The sequence below is a fragment of the Solirhodobacter olei genome, from assembly GCF_004010155.1.
Taxonomy (GTDB): domain Bacteria; phylum Pseudomonadota; class Alphaproteobacteria; order Rhodobacterales; family Rhodobacteraceae; genus Solirhodobacter; species Solirhodobacter olei.
Window position 1 is genome coordinate 317,354 of the sequence record NZ_RRYH01000003.1, and the last position, 19,501, is coordinate 336,854.

Sequence of the window (19,501 nt, forward strand, 5' to 3'; positions counted from 1 at the left end):
TCTTTTGACAGTCAGGTGATGCAACTTGGTGTTTTAGCTGGTTTCGGACAAAGATAAAGACGAGCAGCAATGGTCAGGGTGGGCCGGACACCACCCGGGGAAGAGATGAGCGAGGCAGCCAGCGAGATACAGCGGCGCGGCCGGTTGGGCCTCTGGGCGCTTCTGAGCCTGGCGCTGATGCTTGCCGTGGCGGCGGTGGGCCTGCTCGTGGTCACCGGCAAGCCGCTGGTGGCGCCGGGCTGGCTGGTGCAGGGCGTCGAGGCGCGGGTGAACGCGCGGCTTGGCGACCAGGCGAAGCTGCATATTGGCGGCGCGCAGCTCTTGATCGGCACCGACGGGCTGCCGCGGGTGCGGCTGGCCAATGTGCGGCTGACCGAGCCCGGGGGGCGAGACCTGGCCGACCTGCCGGAGGTGCGGGCCTCGCTGTCGCTGGCGGCGCTGCTGCAGGGGCGGCTGGCGCCGAGCACGCTTACCGTCTCGGGCGCGCGGCTGAGCCTGCAGAGGAACGCCAACGGAAGCCTGAACATAGGCCTGGGCAAGGGTCTGGGCGCGGCGCAGCGGCGCGTGCCCTCGATCGGAGGCATTCTGGCCGAGATCGATCATGCGCTTGAAACCCCGCTTCTGGCGCATCTGAAGCGGATCCGGGCCGATGCGCTGAGCCTCAGCCTGAACGACGCGCGGGCGCATCGGGTCTGGCAGGTCGGCGACGGGCGGCTGGCGCTGGTGCAGGATGCGCGGCAGGTCTCGATCGAGCTGGGCTTCGGGCTGGCCAACCCGGAGGGCGATCCGGCCCGGGCGGTGGTGACATTCGTCAGCCGCAAGGCCACGCCGGAGGCGCGCATGTCGGTCCGGGTCGAGAATGTCGACGGCGCCGACATTGCCGCCGAGGCGCCCGCGCTGGCCTTCCTCAAGGTCGTGCGCGCGCCGATCTCCGGCGATTTCCGGGCCAGCGTGGGTGGCGACGGCCAGATCAGCGGCATCGGCGGCTCGCTCAACTTCGGGAAGGGCGCGGTCAAGGTCAATGCGGGGACGCCGCCGATCGGCTTCGACAGCGGCACGCTGGCCTTCCGCTACGACCCGGCGGCCCAGAAGGTCGATTTCACCGAGATGTCGATCCAGAGCGCCTCGCTCCGCGTCCGGGCCACAGCGCACGCCTATCTGCGCGACATGGTCAACGGGCTGCCCAAGACGCTGGTAGGGCAGGTGAACCTGACCCAGGTGATGGTCGATCCCAAGGGGCTTTTCGAGCAGCCGGTGCAATTCTCCAGGGGTGAGATCGACCTGAAGCTGAACCTGGAGCCGTTCAACCTGCAGCTTGGCCAGCTGATGCTGATGGAGGGGCCGCGGCGGATCCTCGCCTCGGGCGATTTCGCGGCGACGCCGGAGGGCTGGAAGGTGGCGCTCGACACCCAGCTGAACCAGATCAGCCACACCGACCTGCTGGCGCTCTGGCCGGTCTTCCTGGTGCCGAAGACGCGGGAGTGGCTGTCGGAGAACGTGCAGACAGGCCTTCTGTTCAACGTCCATGCGGCGCTGCGGCTCGACCCGGCGCAGGACAAGGCGCCGGTCCTGTCGCTGGGCTATGATTTCTCCAACGCCGATGTTCGCTTCATCAAGACGCTGCCGCCGATCCGGTCCGGCCGGGGCTATGCCACGATCGAGGGCAAGACCTATACGATGGTGGTCGACAAGGGCCATATCGACGCGCCGCAGGGCGGATCGGTGGATGTTGCGGGATCGGTCTTTGCGGTGCCCGACATCGATGTGAAGCCGCCGCCGGCGGTGGTCACGCTGAAGACCCATTCCTCGATCACGGCGGCGCTGTCGCTGCTGGACCAGCCGCCGTTCCGGTTCCTGACCAAGGCCGGCCAGCCGGTGGATCTGGCCGACGGGACCGCGGATCTCAACGCCACGATCAAGCTGCCGCTGGCCGATCAGATCAAGCTGCCGGATGTCACCTACAACGTGACCGGAACGCTTTCGGATGTGAGGAGCGCCAAGATCGTCCAGGGCCGAGTGCTGACCGCGCCGAGCCTTGCCGTCAGCGTCGACAACGACCGCATCCAGATCTCCGGCAAGGGCAAGATGGGCGTGCTGCCGGTCGATGTGACCTGGAGCCAGGGCCTTGCCCCCGGCGAAGGCAAGACCAGCCATCTGAGCGGCACGGTGGAGATGTCGCAGGCCTTCGTGGACGAGTTCCACATCGGCCTGCCCAAGGGCGCGGTCACCGGCCATGGCGCGGGCCATATCGAGGCGGACCTGACCAAGGGCGGCGGCACGTTCAAGCTGACCTCCGACCTTGCCGGGGTCGGCCTCGCCCTGCCGGAGCTGGGCTGGGCCAAGCCCGAGGGTGCCAAGGGGACGCTGGTGGTGGCCGGCCGACTGGGCAAGCCGGTCTCGATCGACAAGCTGGAGCTCAGGGGCGCGGGGCTCGATGCGACGGGCCGGGTGGTGCTGAACCACAACGGGACGCTCAACGCGGTGCGGCTGGCACGGGTGCGGCTGGGCGGATGGCTTGACGGGCCGGTGGACCTGATCGGCCGGGGCAAGGCCGGGGTCGCGGTGACGATGAAGGGCGGCACGATCGACCTGCGCCACGCCACCTTCCGAAGGAGCGCCACGCGCGGGCTGGCGGTGCCGATCACGCTGTCGCTCGACAAGCTGATCGTGTCGCAGGGGATCGTGCTGACAGGGTTCAAGGGCGATTTCACCACGCTCGGCGGCTTCAACGGCACATTCGGCGCCCAGGTCAACGGCAAGGCGCAGGTGCAGGGCACGGTGGTCCCCTCTGCCGACGGCACCGCGGTGCGCATCCGCGCCGCGGACGCGGGGGCGACGATCGGGGCGGCGGGGGTCTTCGACAAGGGCCGGGGCGGGACGCTGGACCTGACGCTGATCCCGCGCAAGGAACCGGGGCAGTACAACGGCCATCTCGACATCCAGAACATCAAGGTGGTGAAGGCGCCCGGGCTGGCCGACCTTCTGGAGGCGATCTCCATTGTCGGGCTGCTCGACCAGCTCAACGGGCCGGGCATCGGCTTTTCCCAGGTGAAGGCCGACTTCCGCTTGACGCCGGATGCGATCGACGTGACGAAGGGCTCCGCCATCGGGCCCTCCATGGGGATCTCGGCGGCGGGGCTCTTCGATCTGAAGACGGATGTGTTCAACATGCAGGGCGTGATCTCGCCGATCTATTTCCTGAATGGGATCGGGTCGATCCTGACCGGGGCGGGCGAGGGGCTCTTCGGGTTCAACTACCGCCTGCGCGGGACCTCGGCCAATCCGAAGGTCTCGGTCAATCCGCTGTCGATCCTGACGCCCTGGATGTTCCGCAACCTGTTCCGCGGTCCGCCGCCGAGCCTGGACAAGAAATGAAGCTGGACGATTTCGATTTCGAACTGCCAGAGGCGCTGATCGCCACCCGGCCGGCGCGGCCGCGCAGTTCCGCGCGGATGCTGGTGGCGGAGGGCGACGACATCCACGATCTGCACGTGCGCGACCTGGCCGGGCTGCTGGGGCCGGACGACCTGATGGTGCTGAACAACACCAAGGTGATCCCGGCGCGGCTGAGCGGGTATCGCGACCGGGTGACCGGGCAGGGGGTGAGCCGCGCCGGGATCGAGGTGACGCTGCTGGAGCCGCAGGCAGACGGCTGCTGGAGCGCGCTTGCCAAGCCGATGCGCAAGCTTGCCGAGGGCGAGGTGGTGGTTTTCTCCGATGCGCTCTCTGCCGAGGTGAAGGGGCGGGACGAGACGGCGATCCGGCTCGACTTCAACCTGAAGGGCGAGGATTTCGACCGCGCGCTGGCCGAGGCGGGCGCGATGCCGCTGCCGCCCTATATCGCGGCCAAGCGGCCGGCCGACCGGCAGGACAACGAGGATTACCAGACCGTCTTCGCCCGGCGCGCCGGCGCGGTGGCGGCGCCGACGGCGAGCCTGCATTTCGACGACGCGCTTCTGGCCGCGCTGAAGGCGCGGGGCGTGAAATTCGCCGAGGTGACGCTGCATGTGGGCGCGGGCACCTTCCTGCCGGTGAAGGTGGAGGATGTGACCACCCACAAGATGCACGCCGAATGGGGCGAGGTGACCGAAGAGGCTGCCGCGGCCGTCAACGCCCATCGCGCGGCGGGCGGGCGGGTGATTGCCGTCGGCACCACGGCGCTTCGGCTGATCGAGAGCGCCGCCGATCTTGGCGGCACGCTGCATCCCTGGCGGGGAACGACCGAAATCTTCATCTATCCCGGCTATCGCTTCCGCATGGCCGATGCGCTGATGACGAATTTCCACCTGCCGAAATCCACGCTGATGATGCTGGTTTCGGCGCTGATGGGGCAGGAGAGGATCCGCCGGATCTACGACCATGCGGTGGCCGAAGGGTACCGCTTCTTCTCTTACGGCGACGCCTCGTTGCTTCTGCCCTGAAAGTAAGGGCGCTTCCCGACAGGGTTGTGTCGGTCTCGCCTTAGCGTGGCGGGGCCGGGGCGCCTATCGGAGGGGCCAAGACAAGGCGATAAGATCCTATGCTGACCGTTCTGCGCAATTCCTGGGCCCTGCTTCTCGGCATCATGCTTCTGATGCTGGGCAACGGCATGCAGGGCACGCTCCTTGGCATCCGCGGCGGGATCGAGGGGATCTCGACCCTGCACATGTCGGTCGTCATGTCTTCCTATTTCCTCGGCTTCCTCTTCGGCAGCCGGATGACGCCGGAGATGCTGCGCAGGGTCGGCCATGTGCGGGTCTTCGCGGCGCTGGGATCGCTGATCTCGGCGGTGCTGATCATGTATGCCGTGGCGCCCGACTGGATCGCCTGGTCCGTCGAGCGCGTGGTGATCGGCTTCTCCTTCTCGGGGGTCTACATCACCGCCGAGAGCTGGCTCAACAACGCCTCGACCAACGAGAACCGGGGCAAGGCGCTGTCGCTCTACATCATCGTGCAGATGATCGGGATCATCGCGGCGCAGACGCTGCTGAACTTCGCCGACCCGGCGGGCTACATCCTCTTCGTGATCCCCTCGGTGCTGGTCTCGGTCGCCTTCACGCCGATCCTTCTGTCGATCTCCGCCGCGCCGGCCTTCGAGAAGACAGAAGCGCTGAGCTTCCGCAAGCTCTACAAGACCTCACCCCTGGGCATCGTGGCGATGTTCCTGCTGGGCGGCGTCTTCTCGGCGCAGTTCGGCATGGCCTCGGTCTGGGGCACGGCGGTGGGGCTGAGCGTGCGCCAGCTGTCGATCTTCGTGGCGATGATCTACGTCGGCGGGCTGGTGTTCCAATATCCGATCGGCTGGCTTTCGGACCGGATGGACCGGCGGTTGCTGATCCTGGCCCTGGCGGTGATCGGCGCGGTTGTGACGGCCACGGCGGTGATCTTCGCGCCGGGCTTCTGGGTGCTGACGGGCATCGCGGCGCTGATGGGGGGGACCTCCAACCCGCTTTACTCGCTGCTGGTGGCCTATGTGAACGACTACCTTGAAGGGCCGGACATGGCCGCGGCCTCGGCCGGGCTGATCTTCGTCAACGGGCTGGGCGCGATCACGGGGCCGATGATCACCGGCTGGGTGATGGCGGGGGTCGGGCCCTCGGGGTTCTTTCTCTTCATGTCGATCCTCTTCGTGGCGATGGCGCTTTATGCCGGCTGGCGGATGACGCGGCGCCCGCACGCGGTGGTGGAGCAGCCGGGCAGCTTCACGCCGCTGTCGCCGGCGGCCTCGGCGCTCGCCGTGGGCGTGGCGGTGGAGGCGGCGCAGGAGGCGGCCGAGGGCGCGGCCGATGCGCCGGCGGAGGATGCGGCGCTGGGCTGAGCGCGTTGCGCCCCGTCGGGGAACCTGTCAGGTTCGGGCGGCAGCAATGCGGAGGCCGCGATGTCCGATCCCGAAGAGATTCTCGCCTTTTGGCTGGATGAGCTGGGGCCCGAGCGCTGGTACGCAGGGGGCAAGGCTCTGGATGCCGAGATCCGGGAGCGCTTCGAGGAGACGTGGCGCGCGGCGGCGGCCGGCAGGCTTGAGAGCTGGCTGAGCGGGCCGCGGTCGGCGTTGGCCTACCTGATCCTGACCGACCAGTTCCCCCGCAACATGTTCCGCGGCGAGTCCGATGCCTTCGCGACCGACGCACGGGCGCGGGCGGCGGCGGCGAAGGCGCTGGAGGAGGGCTGGGACCTGGAGGTGGCGGAGCCGGCGCGGCAGTTCTTCTACATGCCCTTCATGCATTCCGAGGATCTCTCTCACCAGGACCGCTGCGTCGGCCTGATGGCGGAGCGGATGCCGGAGACGGGCGATCACAACCACCTGCACGCCCGCGCCCATCGCGAGGTCATCCGCCGCTTCGGCCGCTTCCCGCACCGCAATGGTGCGCTCGACCGGGATACGACGGAGGAAGAGGCGTCGTTTCTGGACGACGGGGGCTACGGCGCGATCGTGAAGCATTTGGGCGGCTGAGCATCTGATGCCGCGGCGCCGGCCGTGGTAGCACTCCCGGCAGGGCAAGGAGGGGCAATGAGCACTCACGAGGGCGGCTGTCTGTGCGGCGCGATCCGGTACGAGACCCGGGGCGAGCCTGTTCGCGTCACCATCTGCCACTGCCGGTTCTGCCAGCGGGCAACCGGGGGCGGACCGATGACGAACGCCAATTTCGAGCTGTCCGCGCTGACGGTGACGCGGGGGGAGCCCAAGGTGTACGACCACCGTTCGGAAGGCAGTGGCAAGCTGGTCCACATCCATTTCTGCCCCGACTGCGGCACCAAGCTCTACATGACCTTCGAGCGCTTCCCGGGCTTTGCGGGTCTCTATGCCGGCACTTTCGATGATCCGTCCTGGATCCGGCTGGATCCGGCGAGCTCCAAGCAGATCTATCTCGACGTGGCCCGGCCGGATTCGGCGATCCTGCCGGGCATCAACGCCTTCGGGGAACATGCGGCGGCAGCCGACGGCACGCCCTCCGCGCCGCATGTCTTCGACCGGGCGCGGATCGTCGGCGAGGCCTGGCCACCGGGGGCGGACTAGCCATGCATTCAGCGAAGGGCCCTGCGGCGCAGGCTTCATTGCTCGTCAAGGGGAACTAGTTTAAAGGTCAACTACTTTTTCCGAAGGGGAGGATGCGATGCCGGCGAAGGCTTTCGACATGATCGTGATCGGGGCGGGCCCCGGTGGCTACGTCTGCGCCATCCGTGGCGCCCAGCTTGGGCTGAACGTCGCCGTGGTGGAACGCGAGCATCTGGGCGGCATCTGCCTCAACTGGGGCTGCATCCCGACGAAGGCCCTGCTGCGGTCGGCCGAAGTGTTCCACCTGATGGAGCGGGCCAAGGACTTTGGCCTGAAGGCGGAGAACATCGGCTACGACATCGACGCGGTGGTGAAACGTTCGCGCGGCGTGGCCAAGCAGCTTTCGGGCGGGGTCGGGCATCTGCTGAAGAAGAACAAGGTCACGGTGGTGATGGGCGAGGCGACGCTGACCTCGCCGACCGCGGTGACGGTGAAAACCGAGAAGGGCACCGAGGAGCTGACCGCCAAATCCGTGGTGCTGGCGACCGGGGCGCGGGCCCGCGACCTGCCGGGGCTCGAGGCCGACGGCAAGCGTGTCTGGTCCTACAAGCACGCGCTGCAGCCGCCGCATATGCCCAAGAAGCTGCTTGTGATCGGATCGGGCGCGATCGGCATCGAATTCGCGAGCTTCTTCAACACGCTGGGCGCCGAGACGACGGTGGTCGAGGTGATGGACCGGATCCTGCCGGTGGAGGATGCCGAAATCTCCGCCTTCGCCAAGAAGCAGTTCGTCAAGCAGGGGATGACGATCCTCGAGAAGGCGACCGTCAAGAAGCTCGACCGCGCGGCCGACAAGGTGACGGCCCATATCGAGACCGGCGGCAAGACCGAGACCAAGGAATTCGACACGGTGATCTCTGCCGTGGGGATCGTCGGCAATGTCGAGGGGCTGGGGCTGGAAAAGGTCGGCGTGAAGGTCGACCGCACTCATGTCGTGGTGGACGAGTACTGCCGGACCGGCGTGCCCGGCCTCTATGCCATCGGCGATATCGCGGGCGCGCCCTGGCTGGCGCACAAGGCCAGCCACGAGGGCGTCATGGTGGCCGAGCTGGTCGCAGGCGGTCATCCGCATGCCGTTCGCCCGGGCTCCATCGCCGGCTGCACCTATTGCTATCCGCAGGTCGCCTCTGTCGGGCTGACCGAGGCGAAGGCAAAGGAGGCGGGCTACGAGATCAACGTCGGCCGCTTCCCCTTCATCGGCAACGGCAAGGCGATCGCGCTGGGCGAGCCGGAGGGGATGGTAAAGACCGTCTTCGACGCCAAGACGGGCGAGCTGCTGGGCGCTCACATGGTCGGCGCGGAAGTGACCGAGCTGATCCAGGGCTATATCGTCGGCCGCACGCTGGAGACGACGGAAGCCGAGCTGATGGAGACCGTCTTCCCGCATCCGACGCTTTCGGAGATGATGCACGAGGCCGTGCTGGACGCCTACGGCCGCGCCATCCATTTCTGACGCCAGACCCAGACCCAAACCCAGACCCGAGCAGGGGACCATGCCGGCCGAACCCGCCCAGAGGCGCCTTCTGCCGGCGCTGCAAATCCTCGCGATCTGGGCCGCCGGCCTGGGTGCCGCCGCGCAGTTCGGCAAGATCAGCCTGGCCTATGGCCGCTTCGCGGCGGCCTATCCGGGGCAGGGGCCGGTGGCGATGGGCTTCATGGTCTCGATCGTCGGCCTCGTCGGGCTGGCGCTTGGCACCACCGCGGGGCTGCTGGTCGAGCGCGCGGGGCTTCGACGCACGCTGATCGCCGGGCTGCTTCTGGGCGCGGTGCTGTCGGCGCTGGAGGCGTTCCTTCCGCCCTATCCGGTGATGATGGCGCTGCGCGCGGCCGAAGGGCTTTCGCAGCTCGCCATCGTCGTCGCCGGGCCGGTGCTGATCGCGCAGATCGCGCCGCTTCGCTGGCAGGGGCTGGCGATGTCGCTGTGGGCGACCTTCTTCGGGGTCTCCTTCGCGCTGACAGCGCTGGTGGTGCCGGGGATCCTCGCGCTGGGTGGGCTACAGGCGCTGCTGTTGGCGCATGCCGGCTGGCTGACGTTTTTCGCGATGCTCCTTTGGCCGATGCTGCCCGCTGATGCCCGCGGCGGACGGGCGTTGCGGCTGGTGGAACTGCCGGGGCTGCATGCGGCGATCTACCGTTCGCCCTCGGTCGCGGCACCCGCGGCGGGTTTCGTCTTCTACACAGTGACTTACGTGGCGCTTCTTACCCTGCTGCCGCCGCTGGCCGGGGCCGGGCGGGAGGCGGTGGCCTTCGCCCTGCCGCTGGTCAGCATCATCGCCTCGCTGAGCCTGGGCGTCTGGCTGATCCGGCGGGTGGGGGCGGTCCGCGTGGTGCAGGGGGGCTTTGCGCTTGGCCTTCTCGCGGTGCTGGCGATGCGGGTGTTCTGGGGCGAACCGGGGGTCGCCTTCGGCGCGATCCTCGTTCTTGGCGCGGCGCTGGGCCTGGTTCAGGGGGCGAGCTTCGCGGCGATCCCCGAGCTGAACGCCGCGCCCGAGGACCGGGCACGGGCCGCCGGGGCGGTGGCGCAGCTGGGCAATCTGGGCACGGCGAGCGGCACGCCGATCCTTGCCGCGCTGATCGCCGGGCTGGGGATCAACGGCGCGGTGGTCTTCGTCGCGCCGCTCTGCGTGGCCGGGATCGCCATGCACGCCTGGATGGCGGCGCGGCGGCGCCGGAGCGCGGTCTAGACCGGGTTCACCAACCCACCGCCGGCGCGCCAGTCGCCCAGGCCGCCGATGTTGTAGACCTCGGTATAGCCCATCGCGAGCATCTGCTTCGCCGCCGCCTGCGAGCGCCCGCCCGAGGCGCAGTAGAGCGCCACCGGCTTCTCGACCGAGAGGCGCTTGTCACGTTCGTCGCTTTGCGGGTCTGCCTTGGTGCGAAGCAGCATCATCGGGATGTGCAGCGCGTCCTTGGCCTTGCCAGTGGCGCGCAGCTCGCCGATGTCGCGCACGTCGATCACCAGCAGCTCTCCCTTCCGGGCGCGGGCCACGGCCTCTGCCGGATCGATCTTCTGAACGGCGGGGCCGGAGGATTTGAAGAAGCCGAACATGGGGCATGCCTTTCGCAGCGGGGTCGGGGTGCGCGGAAGGTGGCGTGCCGGGAGGGGAGGATCAAGGGGGGCAGGACCGCCGCGGGTAAATTTATATTCACAATGTGGAATGTGTGATCGGTGCGACACGGCGCGGGCAGGGCGGGACCGGCGGGTGAGCGGAAAATACGCGAAGCGGTGCTTTGTTCACCTTAAGTTCACGTTTTTCGATTGGAGACTCATCCGGCATCGCCTATGTCTTGCCGGATGGAACCCGGGGGTCCGGCATGGCCGAGCAGAAGTTCATCGAGGTCCGCGGCGCGCGCGAGCACAACCTCAAGCACATCGACGTGGACATTCCGCGCGACCAGCTGGTGGTGCTGACGGGGCTTTCGGGCTCCGGCAAGTCCTCGCTCGCCTTCGACACGATCTATGCCGAGGGACAGCGCCGCTATGTCGAGAGCCTGTCGGCCTATGCGCGCCAGTTCCTCAACATGATGCAGAAGCCGGAGGTGGACCATATCTCCGGCCTGTCGCCGGCGATCTCGATCGAGCAGAAAACCACCTCGAAGAACCCGCGGTCCACGGTCGGCACGGTGACCGAGATCTACGACTACATGCGGCTTCTCTTCGCCCGCGTCGGCACGCCCTTCAGCCCCGCCACCGGCCTGCCGATCGAGGCGCAGCAGGTGCAGGACATGGTCGACCGGATCATGGGCATGGAAGAGGGCACGCGCGCCTATCTGCTCGCCCCGATCGTGCGCGACCGGAAGGGGGAATACCGCAAGGAATTCCTGGAATTGCGCAAGGAAGGCTTCCAGCGCGTGAAGGTGGACGGGCAATTCTACGAGCTGGACGAGCCGCCGACGCTGGACAAGAAGTTCCGCCATGACATCGACGTGGTGGTGGACCGGATCGTGGTGCGCGAGGGGATCGAGACGCGGCTGGCCGACAGCTTGCGTACCGCGCTCGACCATGCCGACGGGATTGCGGTGCTGGAGACGGCGCCCGGCCCGGCCGAGGACGGCAGCCAGCCCGAGCCGGAGCGGATCACGTTTTCGGAGAAATTCGCCTGCCCGGTCTCCGGTTTCACCATCCCGGAGATAGAGCCGCGGCTATTCTCCTTCAACGCGCCCTTCGGGGCCTGCCCGGCCTGCGACGGCCTGGGCGTCGAGTTGTTCTTCGACGAACGCCTCGTGGTGCCGGACGCGGCGCTGAGCCTCGGCAAGGGGGCGATCGCGCCCTGGCGGAAGGGCAAGAGCCCCTATTTCACCCAGACCATCGACTCGCTTGCGCGCCATTACGGCTTCGACAAGCGCGCGGCCTGGAAGGATCTGCCGGAGAAGGTGCAGCAGGTCTTCCTCTACGGCTCGGGCGAGGAAGAGATCGAGTTCCGCTACGACGAGGGCGGGCGGGTCTACCAGGTCTCGCGCGTGTTCGAGGGCGTCGTGCCGAACATGGAGCGGCGATACCGCGAGACGGATTCCGCCTGGGTCCGCGAGGAGTTCGAACGCTACCAGAACACGCGGCCCTGCGGCACCTGCCACGGCTACCGGCTGAAGGCCGAGGCGCTGGCGGTCAAGATCGGCGGGCTCCATGTCGGCCAGGTCGTCGAGATGTCGATCAAGGAGGCCTATGCCTGGGTCGAGACGGTCCCGGCCGCGCTTACCAAGCAGAAGAACGAGATCGCGCGGGCGATCCTGAAGGAGATCCGCGAGCGGCTGGGGTTCCTCAACAACGTCGGGCTGGAATACCTGACGATGAGCCGGAATGCCGGCACGCTTTCGGGCGGGGAAAGCCAGCGGATCCGGCTGGCGAGCCAGATCGGTTCGGGGCTGACGGGGGTGCTTTACGTGCTCGACGAGCCCTCGATCGGGCTGCACCAGCGCGACAACGATCGGCTTCTGACCACGCTGAAGAACCTGCGCGACCAGGGCAACACGGTGCTGGTGGTGGAGCATGACGAGGATGCGATCCGCACCGCGGATTATGTCTTCGACATCGGACCGGGGGCCGGGGTGCATGGCGGCAAGGTCGTCAGCCACGGCACGCCGGAGGAGATCGCCGCCGACCCGGCGAGCCTGACGGGCCAGTACCTGTCCGGCGCGCGGGAGATCGCGGTGCCTGCGGAGCGGCGCAAGGGCAATGGCAGGAAGCTGACCGTGGTCAAGGCAACCGGCAACAATCTCAAGGAGATGACGGCCGAAGTTCCGCTTGGCAAGTTCGTCTGCGTCTCCGGCGTCTCGGGTGGCGGCAAGTCGACGCTGATCATCGAGACGCTCTACAAGAACGCCGCGATCCGGCTGAACGGCGCGCATGAGACGCCGGCGCCCTGCGAGACGATCAAGGGGTTCGAGCATCTCGACAAGGTCATCGACATCGACCAGCGCCCGATCGGGCGGACGCCGCGATCAAACCCGGCGACCTATACCGGCGCCTTCGGGCCGATCCGCGATTGGTTCGCGGGCCTGCCGGAAGCCAAGGCGCGGGGTTACAAGCCGGGCCGGTTCAGCTTCAACGTGAAGGGCGGGCGCTGCGAGGCCTGCCAGGGTGACGGCGTCATCAAGATCGAGATGCATTTCCTGCCGGATGTCTACGTCACCTGCGAGACCTGCAAGGGCCACCGCTACAACCGCGAGACTCTGGAGATCAAGTTCAAGGGCAAGTCGATCGCCGACGTGCTGGACATGACCGTGGAGGACGCGCAGGCGTTCTTCCAGGCCGTGCCCTCGATCCGCGAGAAGATGGACGCGCTGGTGCAGGTGGGCCTTGGCTATATCAAGGTCGGCCAGCAGGCGACGACGCTCTCGGGCGGCGAGGCGCAGCGGGTGAAGCTGTCGAAGGAGCTGGCCCGGCGGGCGACGGGGCGGACGCTATATATCCTCGACGAGCCGACCACGGGGCTGCATTTCGAGGATGTCCGCAAGCTTCTGGAAGTGCTGCATGAATTGGTGGCGCAGGGAAATACGGTGCTGGTGATCGAGCATAACCTCGACGTCATCAAGACCGCCGACTGGATCATCGACATCGGCCCGGAGGGGGGCGATGGCGGCGGCAGGATTGTCGCCACCGGCACGCCGGAAGAGGTGGCGGAGGTCGAGGAAAGCCATACCGGGCGCTACCTGAAACCGATGCTTTCGCCCAAGCGCGCGGCGGCGGAATAAGCCGGCGCGCGGGGCATCGAGCCCCGCGTGCCGGCGCTGACGCGGCCCCCGGGGCGGGGCGGTTAAATCGCCGCAGGCGGATTGAATCCGCCCCGGGAATGGGAGAGGTTTTCCGGGCAATCCAGGGGGCCAGGGGGCTCGATCCGTGCTCGATATCCTCACCGTGACGCTCAATCCGACGATCGACCTGACGACCTCGGTCGCGGCCGTGGTGGCCGGGCCGAAGCTGCGCTGCGCCGTGCCCGAGATCGACCCGGGCGGCGGCGGGACCAATGTCTCGCGCGCGATCGGGTTCCTGGGCGGGACCAGCCGGGCCATGGTCGCGGTCGGGGGCGGGACCGGGGAGAGGCTTCTTACCCTCTTGAATACGCAGGGAATTGCGACCGTTGCGCTGCCCGCGCCGGGGGAGACGCGGCAGAGCCTCGCGGTGGCCGACCGCAGCACCGGCGAGCAGTTCCGCTTCGTGCTGCCAGGGCCGGAATGGCGGCCGGCCGATGTTGCCCAGGCGCTGGCCTCGATCGCCGGGGCGGCGGGGACCGGGGGCGGGCTGGTCGTGCTTTCGGGCAGCCAGCCGCCGGGCGTGCCCGAGGACTTTCCGGCCCGGCTTGCGGCGCGGCTGCAGGGGCGGGCGCGGCTGATCGTCGACACCTCCGGCGCGCCGCTGCGGGCGCTGGCGCGCGGCGGCGGCGCGGCGCCCTGGTGCCTGAGGATGGACGATGAGGAAGCCGCGGACCTTGCCGGCTATCCGCTTGATACCGTTGCCGAAAGCGCCGCCTACGCCGAGGAGCTGGTAACCCGCGGCGTGGCCGAGGTGGTGATCCTCGCGCGCGGCGCCGACGGGGCGGTTCTGGCCTCGGCCGGGGGGCGGATCCATGCCCGCTCGGCCAAGGTCGAGGTGGTCAGCAAGGTCGGCGCCGGGGACAGTTTCGTCGGGGCCTTCACGCTGGCGGTGGCACGCGGCGAGGGGCTGGAAATGGCGCTTCGCATGGGCAATGCGGCGGCGGCGGCGGCGGTGATGACGGAGGCCACGCGGCTCTGCCGGGCAGAGGACGTGGCGCGGCTTCTGCCGGAGTGCCCGGCCCAGGCGGTCTGAGGCGGTGCGCGGTGCCGGAGGCGGCCGGCGCGCAGATCTGAAGGTCGTCCGGCAAGTGCTAGGAAAGGAAGGAAAAAGCGGATACCGCAAAAGCACCGCTTTGTCACCGTATCCGACCGCGTTCCGGGCCGCGTTTCGAATTGCGGATCCGCCCGCGCGCGGTCCGATATGTGGGACCCGTGCCACAGATCTGTCCGACAATCGGGAAATGCGCCTTGCGGCAGGGCGGTTGCATGCCTACCTCCCCCTTGGGCGCTTCCGCAGGGAGCAAGAGCCGTCGCAGCGGCGATGGCCCTGACCTCAGGGGATGCAGCAGGGGATGATGTGACGTCGACCTTCGGATACCTCAAAGGCGCGCTGGCCGTGACCGTCCTGGGGCTCATCGCCTCGTTCTGGATCGGGTATGCGTCCGAGGGTCATCTGGACGACGGGCTGAGCTTCCTGGTGGTCGGCATCGCGCTGGCGGTGCTGGAGATTTCGCTTTCCTTCGACAATGCGATCGTGAATGCCAATGTGCTGACCGGGATGGCCCCGATCTGGCGCAAGCGGTTCCTGACGTGGGGCATCCTGATCGCCGTCTTCGGGATGCGGCTGATCCTGCCGCTGGCCATCGTCGCGGTGGCGGCGGGGATCGGGCCGCTGACGGCGCTGCACATGGCGATCTTCGCGCCGGACCATTACGCGGATGTGCTGAGGGGCGCGCATCTTCAGATCGCGGCCTTCGGCGGCAGCTTCCTGATGATGGTGGCGCTGCATTATTTCATCGACGAGCAAAAAGAGGTCGACTGGTTCGCCCGGCTGGAGTGCCGGCTGCGCGCCTGCGCCGCGCTTCAGGGGCTGGAGGTGGCCTTCGTGCTGATCGTCATCCTCGGCTTCGCCTCGATGCTGCCGAGCGACCGGGTGGACGGCTACATGATGGGCTCCATCGCGGGGCTGGCCTGCTACACGGTCGTCCGCCAGATCGGGAAGGCACTGGACGGGCCGAAGGGCGCGCAGCGGATGGCGGCGATGGGCGGGCTCGGGGCGTTCCTTTACCTCGAGGTGCTGGATGCGAGCTTTTCCTTCGACGGAGTTGTGGGCGCCTTCGCGATGACGCATGACCTGTTCCTGATCGCCATCGGGCTGGGGATCGGGGCGATGTATGTGCGGTCGATGACGGTGATGCTGGTGGAGAAGGGCGCGCTGTCGCAGTTCCGGTATCTGGAGCACGGGGCCTTCTATTCGATCCTCGTCCTGTCGGTGATCCTGTTCGTGGAGACGCAGATCGACGTGTCGGAGATGGCGACGGGCGGGGTCGGCGTGCTGCTGATCGCGGCGGCGCTCTGGTCCTCGGTTCGGCACAACCGGCGCGAAGAGGACCGGCACAGGCGGCGCGGGCGCGAGCGGGCGTGCGAGGCCGGGGCCGCCGATCAGTCCAACGGATCCTGAGGCCCGGACCCGGGGCGCACGGCGCCGCCGGGACAGTGGCCATCCGCGGAGGGGCGACGGTCATCCTTTGCAAAGGCTAAGGTTCCGCGCGGGACCTGGGGGCGCAGTCCCTGCGCACCCGTCGGGTCGTCAGATCTCCAGCCCGCCAACGGCGAGGCAGTGCTGGACGCCGCCCTCGATATGCCCGGTCAGGATCGCGCGGGCCCGGGTGGCGTCGCGAGCGAGCGCGGCCTCCTTCAGCGCCTGATGCTCGCCGGCGGCGATCTCTCCGCGATGGGTGAGGCAGAGCATCTGGTAACGCAGGTACTTGTCGAAGACCGAGCTGTGGACCGCGACCAGCTCCGGCGAGCCGCAGGCCGCGATCAGGGCGCGGTGGAATTCCCAGTCGTAGCGCTTCCATTCTTCCTTGATGGTGTCATCGCCGGTGGCCATACGCGCCTCCATCTGCGCGAGTTTGTGATGCGCGGCGACGACGCCGGCCTCCCAGTCGATGCCGCCGGCGGCGAAGGACAGTTCCAGCGCATGGCATTCGAGCAGCGCCCGCAGCGTCGCGATTTCGCGCAGGTTCGCGGCGGAGATCGGGGCGACCTCGAATCCCCTCTGGCCCTCGGCGAGCACGAACCCCTCAGAGGCGAGGCGGCTGAGCGTCTCGCGCAGGGTGGAGACGGAAACCCCGTAGCGGCCGCGCAGCCCCTCCAGCTTCAGCCGCTCGCCGGGACCCAAACGCCCGAAGATGATGTCGCGGCGGAGCCGGTCGTGGATTTCGCCCGAAAGGTTCGCGCTCGCGTCGATGAGATTCATGACAATCTCATTCCTTTTTGATTTCATCATATGATAGTCTCGGGATCATAGCCGAGCCCGGCAGCCTTGGCGAGCGCCGATCCGTCGCAGCGCCGGGCCTCGCGGCTGAAAAACGATCCTGGGAGCCCCGATGAAGACCTCCATAGCCACCGTGTCGCTTTCGGGCGATCTGAGCGACAAACTGCAGGCAATCGCCGCCGCGGGCTTCGACGGGATCGAGATCTTCGAGACCGATTTCGTGGCCTTCGACGCCTCTCCGCGCGAGGTCGGCGCGATGGTGCGGGATCATGGGCTGGAGATTTCGCTGTTCCAGCCGTTCCGGGATTTCGAGGGGATGCCGGGCGAGGCGCGGGCGCGGGCCTTCGAGCGGGCGGAGCGGAAGTTCGACCTGATGGGAGAGCTGGGGGCGAACCTGGTGCTGGTCTGCTCCAATGTCTCTCCGGAGGCGCTGGGGGGCATCGACCGTGCGGCCGCGGATTTCCGGGAGCTGGGCGAGCGCGCCGCGGCGCGCGGCATCCGCGTGGGCTACGAGGCGCTGGCCTGGGGGCGGCACGTCAACGACCACCGCGACGCCTGGGAGGTGGTGCGGCGGGCGGATCACGCCAATGTCGGGCTGATCCTCGACAGTTTCCACACGCTGGCGCGCAAGATCGACCCGGAGACGATCCGGCGCATCCCGGCTGACCGGATCTTCTTCGTCCAGCTTGCCGACGCGCCGCGGATCGACATGGACCTGCTCTACTGGTCGCGGCATTTCCGGAACATGCCGGGGCAGGGCGATCTGGACGTCACCGGCTTCATGCGGGCGGTGGCGGCGACGGGCTATGACGGGACGCTGAGCCTGGAGATCTTCAACGACCAGTTCCGCGGCGCCTCGACCCGCTCGATCGCGGTGGATGGGCGACGCTCGCTGATCGCGCTGGCTGACCGGGTACGGCGGGAGGAGCCGGCCTCGGCTTTGAGCCTGCCCGAAATGCCCGACCGGGTGCCGGTCCAGGGCGTGGAATTCGTCGAGTTCGCCACGGAGGCGGCGGAGGCGGAGGGGCTGGCGCGGATGCTCAGCGGCTTGGGGTTCCGGCGCTCGGGGCGGCATGTGTCGAAGTCGGTGGAGCTTTGGACCCAGGGCGCGATCCACCTGGTGGTGAATACCGAGACGGAGGGGTTCGCGCATGCCTCCTACGTGCTGCACGGTACCAATGTCTGCGACATGGGGCTGCGCGTGGAGGATGCGGGCGCCGTGCTGGAGCGGGCGCGAGCGCTTGGCGCGGACATGTTCGAACAGCCGCTTGCGCCGGGGCAACTTGCCATTCCGGCGATCCGGGGGCTGTCTGGGTCGGTGCTGCATTTCATCGATGAGCGCAGCGACCTTTCCCGGGTCTGGGAGATCGAGTTCGAGCGCGAGGCGGGGGAAGACCGCGGCGTGGGCCTGGTCGAGATCGACCATGTGGCGCAGTCGATGCGCTACGAGGAGATGCTGACCTGGCTTCTGTTCTACACCACGATCTTCGAGACGGCGAAGACGCCGATGGTGGATGTGGTCGACCCGGCGGGCCTTGTCCGCAGCCAGGCGATCGAGAGCCCGGACGGCGCCTTCCGGGTGACGCTGAACGGGGCGGAGAACGCCCGCACCCTTGCCGGGCATTTCCTGGCGGAAAGTTTCGGCTCGTCGGTGCAGCACATCGCGTTCCGCACCGACGACATCTTCGCCACGGCCGAGGCGCTGGCGGCGAACGGGTTCGAGACGCTGGAGATCTCGCCCAATTACTACGCCGATCTGGGGGCGCGGCTGGGGCTCGCGCCGGAGCTGGTAGCGCGGTTGAAGGCGGCGCATATCCTTTATGACCGCGACGAGGCGGGGGAATATTTCCAGCTTTACAGCCGGACCTGGGGCGAGGGGTTCTTCTTCGAGATCCTGGAGCGGCGCGGCGGCTACAAGGGCTATGGCGCGGTCAACGCGCCGTTCCGGATTGCGGCGCAGAAGCGCGGGATGCGGCCGGCGGGGATGCCGAAGGTCTGAGACAGTCTATTCAGGTAGTGGCAGCGGCCCAGCCAAGAGTGAGGAGGGCTGCGACTGCCTGGGCGGGCGCGAATGCGCCTGCCGAGGGGCAGGCAGGCGCAGCCCGGCGCCGGGGCGCCGGGCGGGGCGTTCCACGAAGCTCAGCCAAGAGCCTTGTATTCGCTGGCGATCCGCCGGGCTTCGCGCAGCAGGATCGCGGCGTCGACGTCGACGGCGGTGAAGACGGTGCCGGCGTTCATGCACTCCTTCACGAAGGCCGCATCGAGCGTCAGAATCCCGGCGGGCTTGCCGGCCTTGTTGATCCGGGCGATGGCGTCGAGGATTGCGGCCTTGACCTTCGGATGGCTGCCGTCGCCGGCGTAGCCCATGGTGGTGGCAAGGTCCGCCGGCCCGATGAAGATGCCGTCGACCCCGTCCACCGACGCGATCTCGTCGATGCGGGAAAGCGTCGCCTCGGTCTCGCATTGCACGATCATGCAGATCTCGGAATTGGCCCGGGCGTGGTAGCTGTCGACCGTGCCGTAGCGCGTCGCGCGGGTGATGCCGGCGACGCCGCGGAAACCGGCGGGGGCGTAGCGGGCGGCGGCGACGGCGGCGCGGGCCTCCTCGGCCGTCTGGACGTAGGGGATGATCAACGATTGCGCGCCAGCGTCGAGCACGCGCTTGATCAGCACGGGATCGTTCGCGGCCGGGCGCACCACCGCCTGCACCGGGTGGGGGGCTGCGGCCTGGAGCTGCTCGAACACCGTCGTCGGGTCGCCGATCGAATGCTCGGTGTCGAAGAGGAGCCAGTCGTAGCCGCAGGTCGCGAGCGCCTCGGCGGTGAAGCCGGAGGGCAGAGTGACCCAGAGGCCGATCTGCTGGCGACCGGCGGCGATGGCGGCCTTGAAGGTGTTCTTGGGCAGTTCCATTCTTCTCTCCTTGGGGGCCCGCGGGC

Annotated in this window: 14 protein-coding genes; 11 read left to right on the top strand and 3 right to left on the bottom strand. The window is 68.1% G+C overall.

Annotation, left to right across the window (positions count from 1 at the left end; all coding sequences use genetic code 11):
• The first annotated feature begins 105 nt into the window (after positions 1-105).
• The 7 genes from EIP85_RS03755 to EIP85_RS03785 all read left to right on the top strand — a co-directional run bounded on the left by EIP85_RS03755 (position 106) and on the right by EIP85_RS03785 (position 9,717).
• Positions 106-3,375: a YhdP family protein gene (locus tag EIP85_RS03755; RefSeq protein WP_127900806.1), complete on the top strand. Its 3,270-nt coding sequence runs from the start codon at positions 106-108 to the stop codon at positions 3,373-3,375.
• Entirely contained in the window at positions 3,372-4,421 is a 1,050-nt protein-coding gene (gene queA, locus EIP85_RS03760; protein WP_127900807.1) for a tRNA preQ1(34) S-adenosylmethionine ribosyltransferase-isomerase QueA, read from the top strand. The genes EIP85_RS03755 and queA overlap by 4 nt, the downstream gene beginning before the upstream one ends.
• 98 nt (positions 4,422-4,519) lie before the next feature.
• Entirely contained in the window at positions 4,520-5,797 is a 1,278-nt protein-coding gene (locus EIP85_RS03765) for an MFS transporter (RefSeq protein WP_127900808.1), read from the top strand.
• Positions 5,798-5,857: 60 nt separating this feature from the next.
• The gene (locus EIP85_RS03770; protein ID WP_127900809.1) at positions 5,858-6,430 is read left to right on the top strand and encodes a DUF924 family protein; all 573 of its coding nucleotides are present in this window, start codon (positions 5,858-5,860) and stop codon (positions 6,428-6,430) included.
• A gap of 57 nt (positions 6,431-6,487) precedes the next feature.
• Positions 6,488-6,994: a GFA family protein gene (locus EIP85_RS03775; RefSeq protein WP_206615446.1), complete on the top strand. Its 507-nt coding sequence runs from the start codon at positions 6,488-6,490 to the stop codon at positions 6,992-6,994.
• Between the two features lie 97 nt (positions 6,995-7,091).
• Entirely contained in the window at positions 7,092-8,486 is a 1,395-nt protein-coding gene (gene lpdA / locus EIP85_RS03780) for a dihydrolipoyl dehydrogenase (protein WP_127900810.1), read from the top strand.
• Between the two features lie 40 nt (positions 8,487-8,526).
• Complete coding sequence (locus EIP85_RS03785) at positions 8,527-9,717, top strand: MFS transporter (RefSeq protein ID WP_127900811.1); 1,191 nt, start codon at positions 8,527-8,529, stop codon at positions 9,715-9,717.
• Here the strand turns inward: EIP85_RS03785 and EIP85_RS03790 are convergent.
• The gene (locus EIP85_RS03790) at positions 9,714-10,082 is read right to left on the bottom strand and encodes a rhodanese-like domain-containing protein (RefSeq protein ID WP_127900812.1); all 369 of its coding nucleotides are present in this window, start codon (positions 10,080-10,082) and stop codon (positions 9,714-9,716) included. The two genes, EIP85_RS03785 and EIP85_RS03790, sit on opposite strands and share 4 nt — an antisense overlap.
• 266 nt (positions 10,083-10,348) lie before the next feature.
• On the opposite strand from EIP85_RS03790, the gene uvrA reads away from it, so the two are divergent.
• The 3 genes from uvrA to EIP85_RS03805 all read left to right on the top strand — a co-directional run bounded on the left by uvrA (position 10,349) and on the right by EIP85_RS03805 (position 15,746).
• A complete protein-coding gene (uvrA, locus tag EIP85_RS03795; RefSeq protein ID WP_127900813.1) occupies positions 10,349-13,225 on the top strand; it encodes an excinuclease ABC subunit UvrA in 2,877 nt (958 codons plus the stop codon).
• A 145-nt stretch (positions 13,226-13,370) separates the two neighbouring features.
• Entirely contained in the window at positions 13,371-14,318 is a 948-nt protein-coding gene (locus EIP85_RS03800; RefSeq protein ID WP_127900814.1) for a 1-phosphofructokinase family hexose kinase, read from the top strand.
• Positions 14,319-14,642: 324 nt separating this feature from the next.
• Positions 14,643-15,746, top strand: a complete 1,104-nt coding sequence (locus tag EIP85_RS03805; RefSeq protein WP_241559880.1) for a DUF475 domain-containing protein — start codon at positions 14,643-14,645, stop codon at positions 15,744-15,746.
• Between the two features lie 129 nt (positions 15,747-15,875).
• Here the strand turns inward: EIP85_RS03805 and EIP85_RS03810 are convergent, their stop codons facing one another.
• The gene (locus EIP85_RS03810; RefSeq protein WP_127900816.1) at positions 15,876-16,547 is read right to left on the bottom strand and encodes a GntR family transcriptional regulator; all 672 of its coding nucleotides are present in this window, start codon (positions 16,545-16,547) and stop codon (positions 15,876-15,878) included.
• Positions 16,548-16,677: 130 nt separating this feature from the next.
• On the opposite strand from EIP85_RS03810, the gene EIP85_RS03815 reads away from it, so the two are divergent.
• On the top strand, positions 16,678-18,564 hold the full coding sequence (locus EIP85_RS03815) for a bifunctional sugar phosphate isomerase/epimerase/4-hydroxyphenylpyruvate dioxygenase family protein (RefSeq protein ID WP_127900817.1): 1,887 nt from the start codon (positions 16,678-16,680) through the stop codon (positions 18,562-18,564).
• 140 nt (positions 18,565-18,704) lie between these two features.
• Here EIP85_RS03815 and EIP85_RS03820 read toward each other — a convergent pair whose 3' ends face one another.
• The gene (locus EIP85_RS03820; protein WP_127900818.1) at positions 18,705-19,475 is read right to left on the bottom strand and encodes an HpcH/HpaI aldolase family protein; all 771 of its coding nucleotides are present in this window, start codon (positions 19,473-19,475) and stop codon (positions 18,705-18,707) included.
• Positions 19,476-19,501 lie beyond the last annotated feature (26 nt).

Coding starts and splice junctions, on each gene's coding strand:
- EIP85_RS03755 (WP_127900806.1), top strand. CDS start 106: ATGAGCGAGGCAGCCAGCGAGATACAGCGGCGCGGCCGGTTGGGCCTC.
- queA (WP_127900807.1), top strand. CDS start 3,372: ATGAAGCTGGACGATTTCGATTTCGAACTGCCAGAGGCGCTGATCGCC.
- EIP85_RS03765 (WP_127900808.1), top strand. CDS start 4,520: ATGCTGACCGTTCTGCGCAATTCCTGGGCCCTGCTTCTCGGCATCATG.
- EIP85_RS03770 (WP_127900809.1), top strand. CDS start 5,858: ATGTCCGATCCCGAAGAGATTCTCGCCTTTTGGCTGGATGAGCTGGGG.
- EIP85_RS03775 (WP_206615446.1), top strand. CDS start 6,488: ATGAGCACTCACGAGGGCGGCTGTCTGTGCGGCGCGATCCGGTACGAG.
- lpdA (WP_127900810.1), top strand. CDS start 7,092: ATGCCGGCGAAGGCTTTCGACATGATCGTGATCGGGGCGGGCCCCGGT.
- EIP85_RS03785 (WP_127900811.1), top strand. CDS start 8,527: ATGCCGGCCGAACCCGCCCAGAGGCGCCTTCTGCCGGCGCTGCAAATC.
- EIP85_RS03790 (WP_127900812.1), bottom strand. CDS start 10,082: ATGTTCGGCTTCTTCAAATCCTCCGGCCCCGCCGTTCAGAAGATCGAT.
- uvrA (WP_127900813.1), top strand. CDS start 10,349: ATGGCCGAGCAGAAGTTCATCGAGGTCCGCGGCGCGCGCGAGCACAAC.
- EIP85_RS03810 (WP_127900816.1), bottom strand. CDS start 16,547: ATGAATCTCATCGACGCGAGCGCGAACCTTTCGGGCGAAATCCACGAC.
- EIP85_RS03815 (WP_127900817.1), top strand. CDS start 16,678: ATGAAGACCTCCATAGCCACCGTGTCGCTTTCGGGCGATCTGAGCGAC.
- EIP85_RS03820 (WP_127900818.1), bottom strand. CDS start 19,475: ATGGAACTGCCCAAGAACACCTTCAAGGCCGCCATCGCCGCCGGTCGC.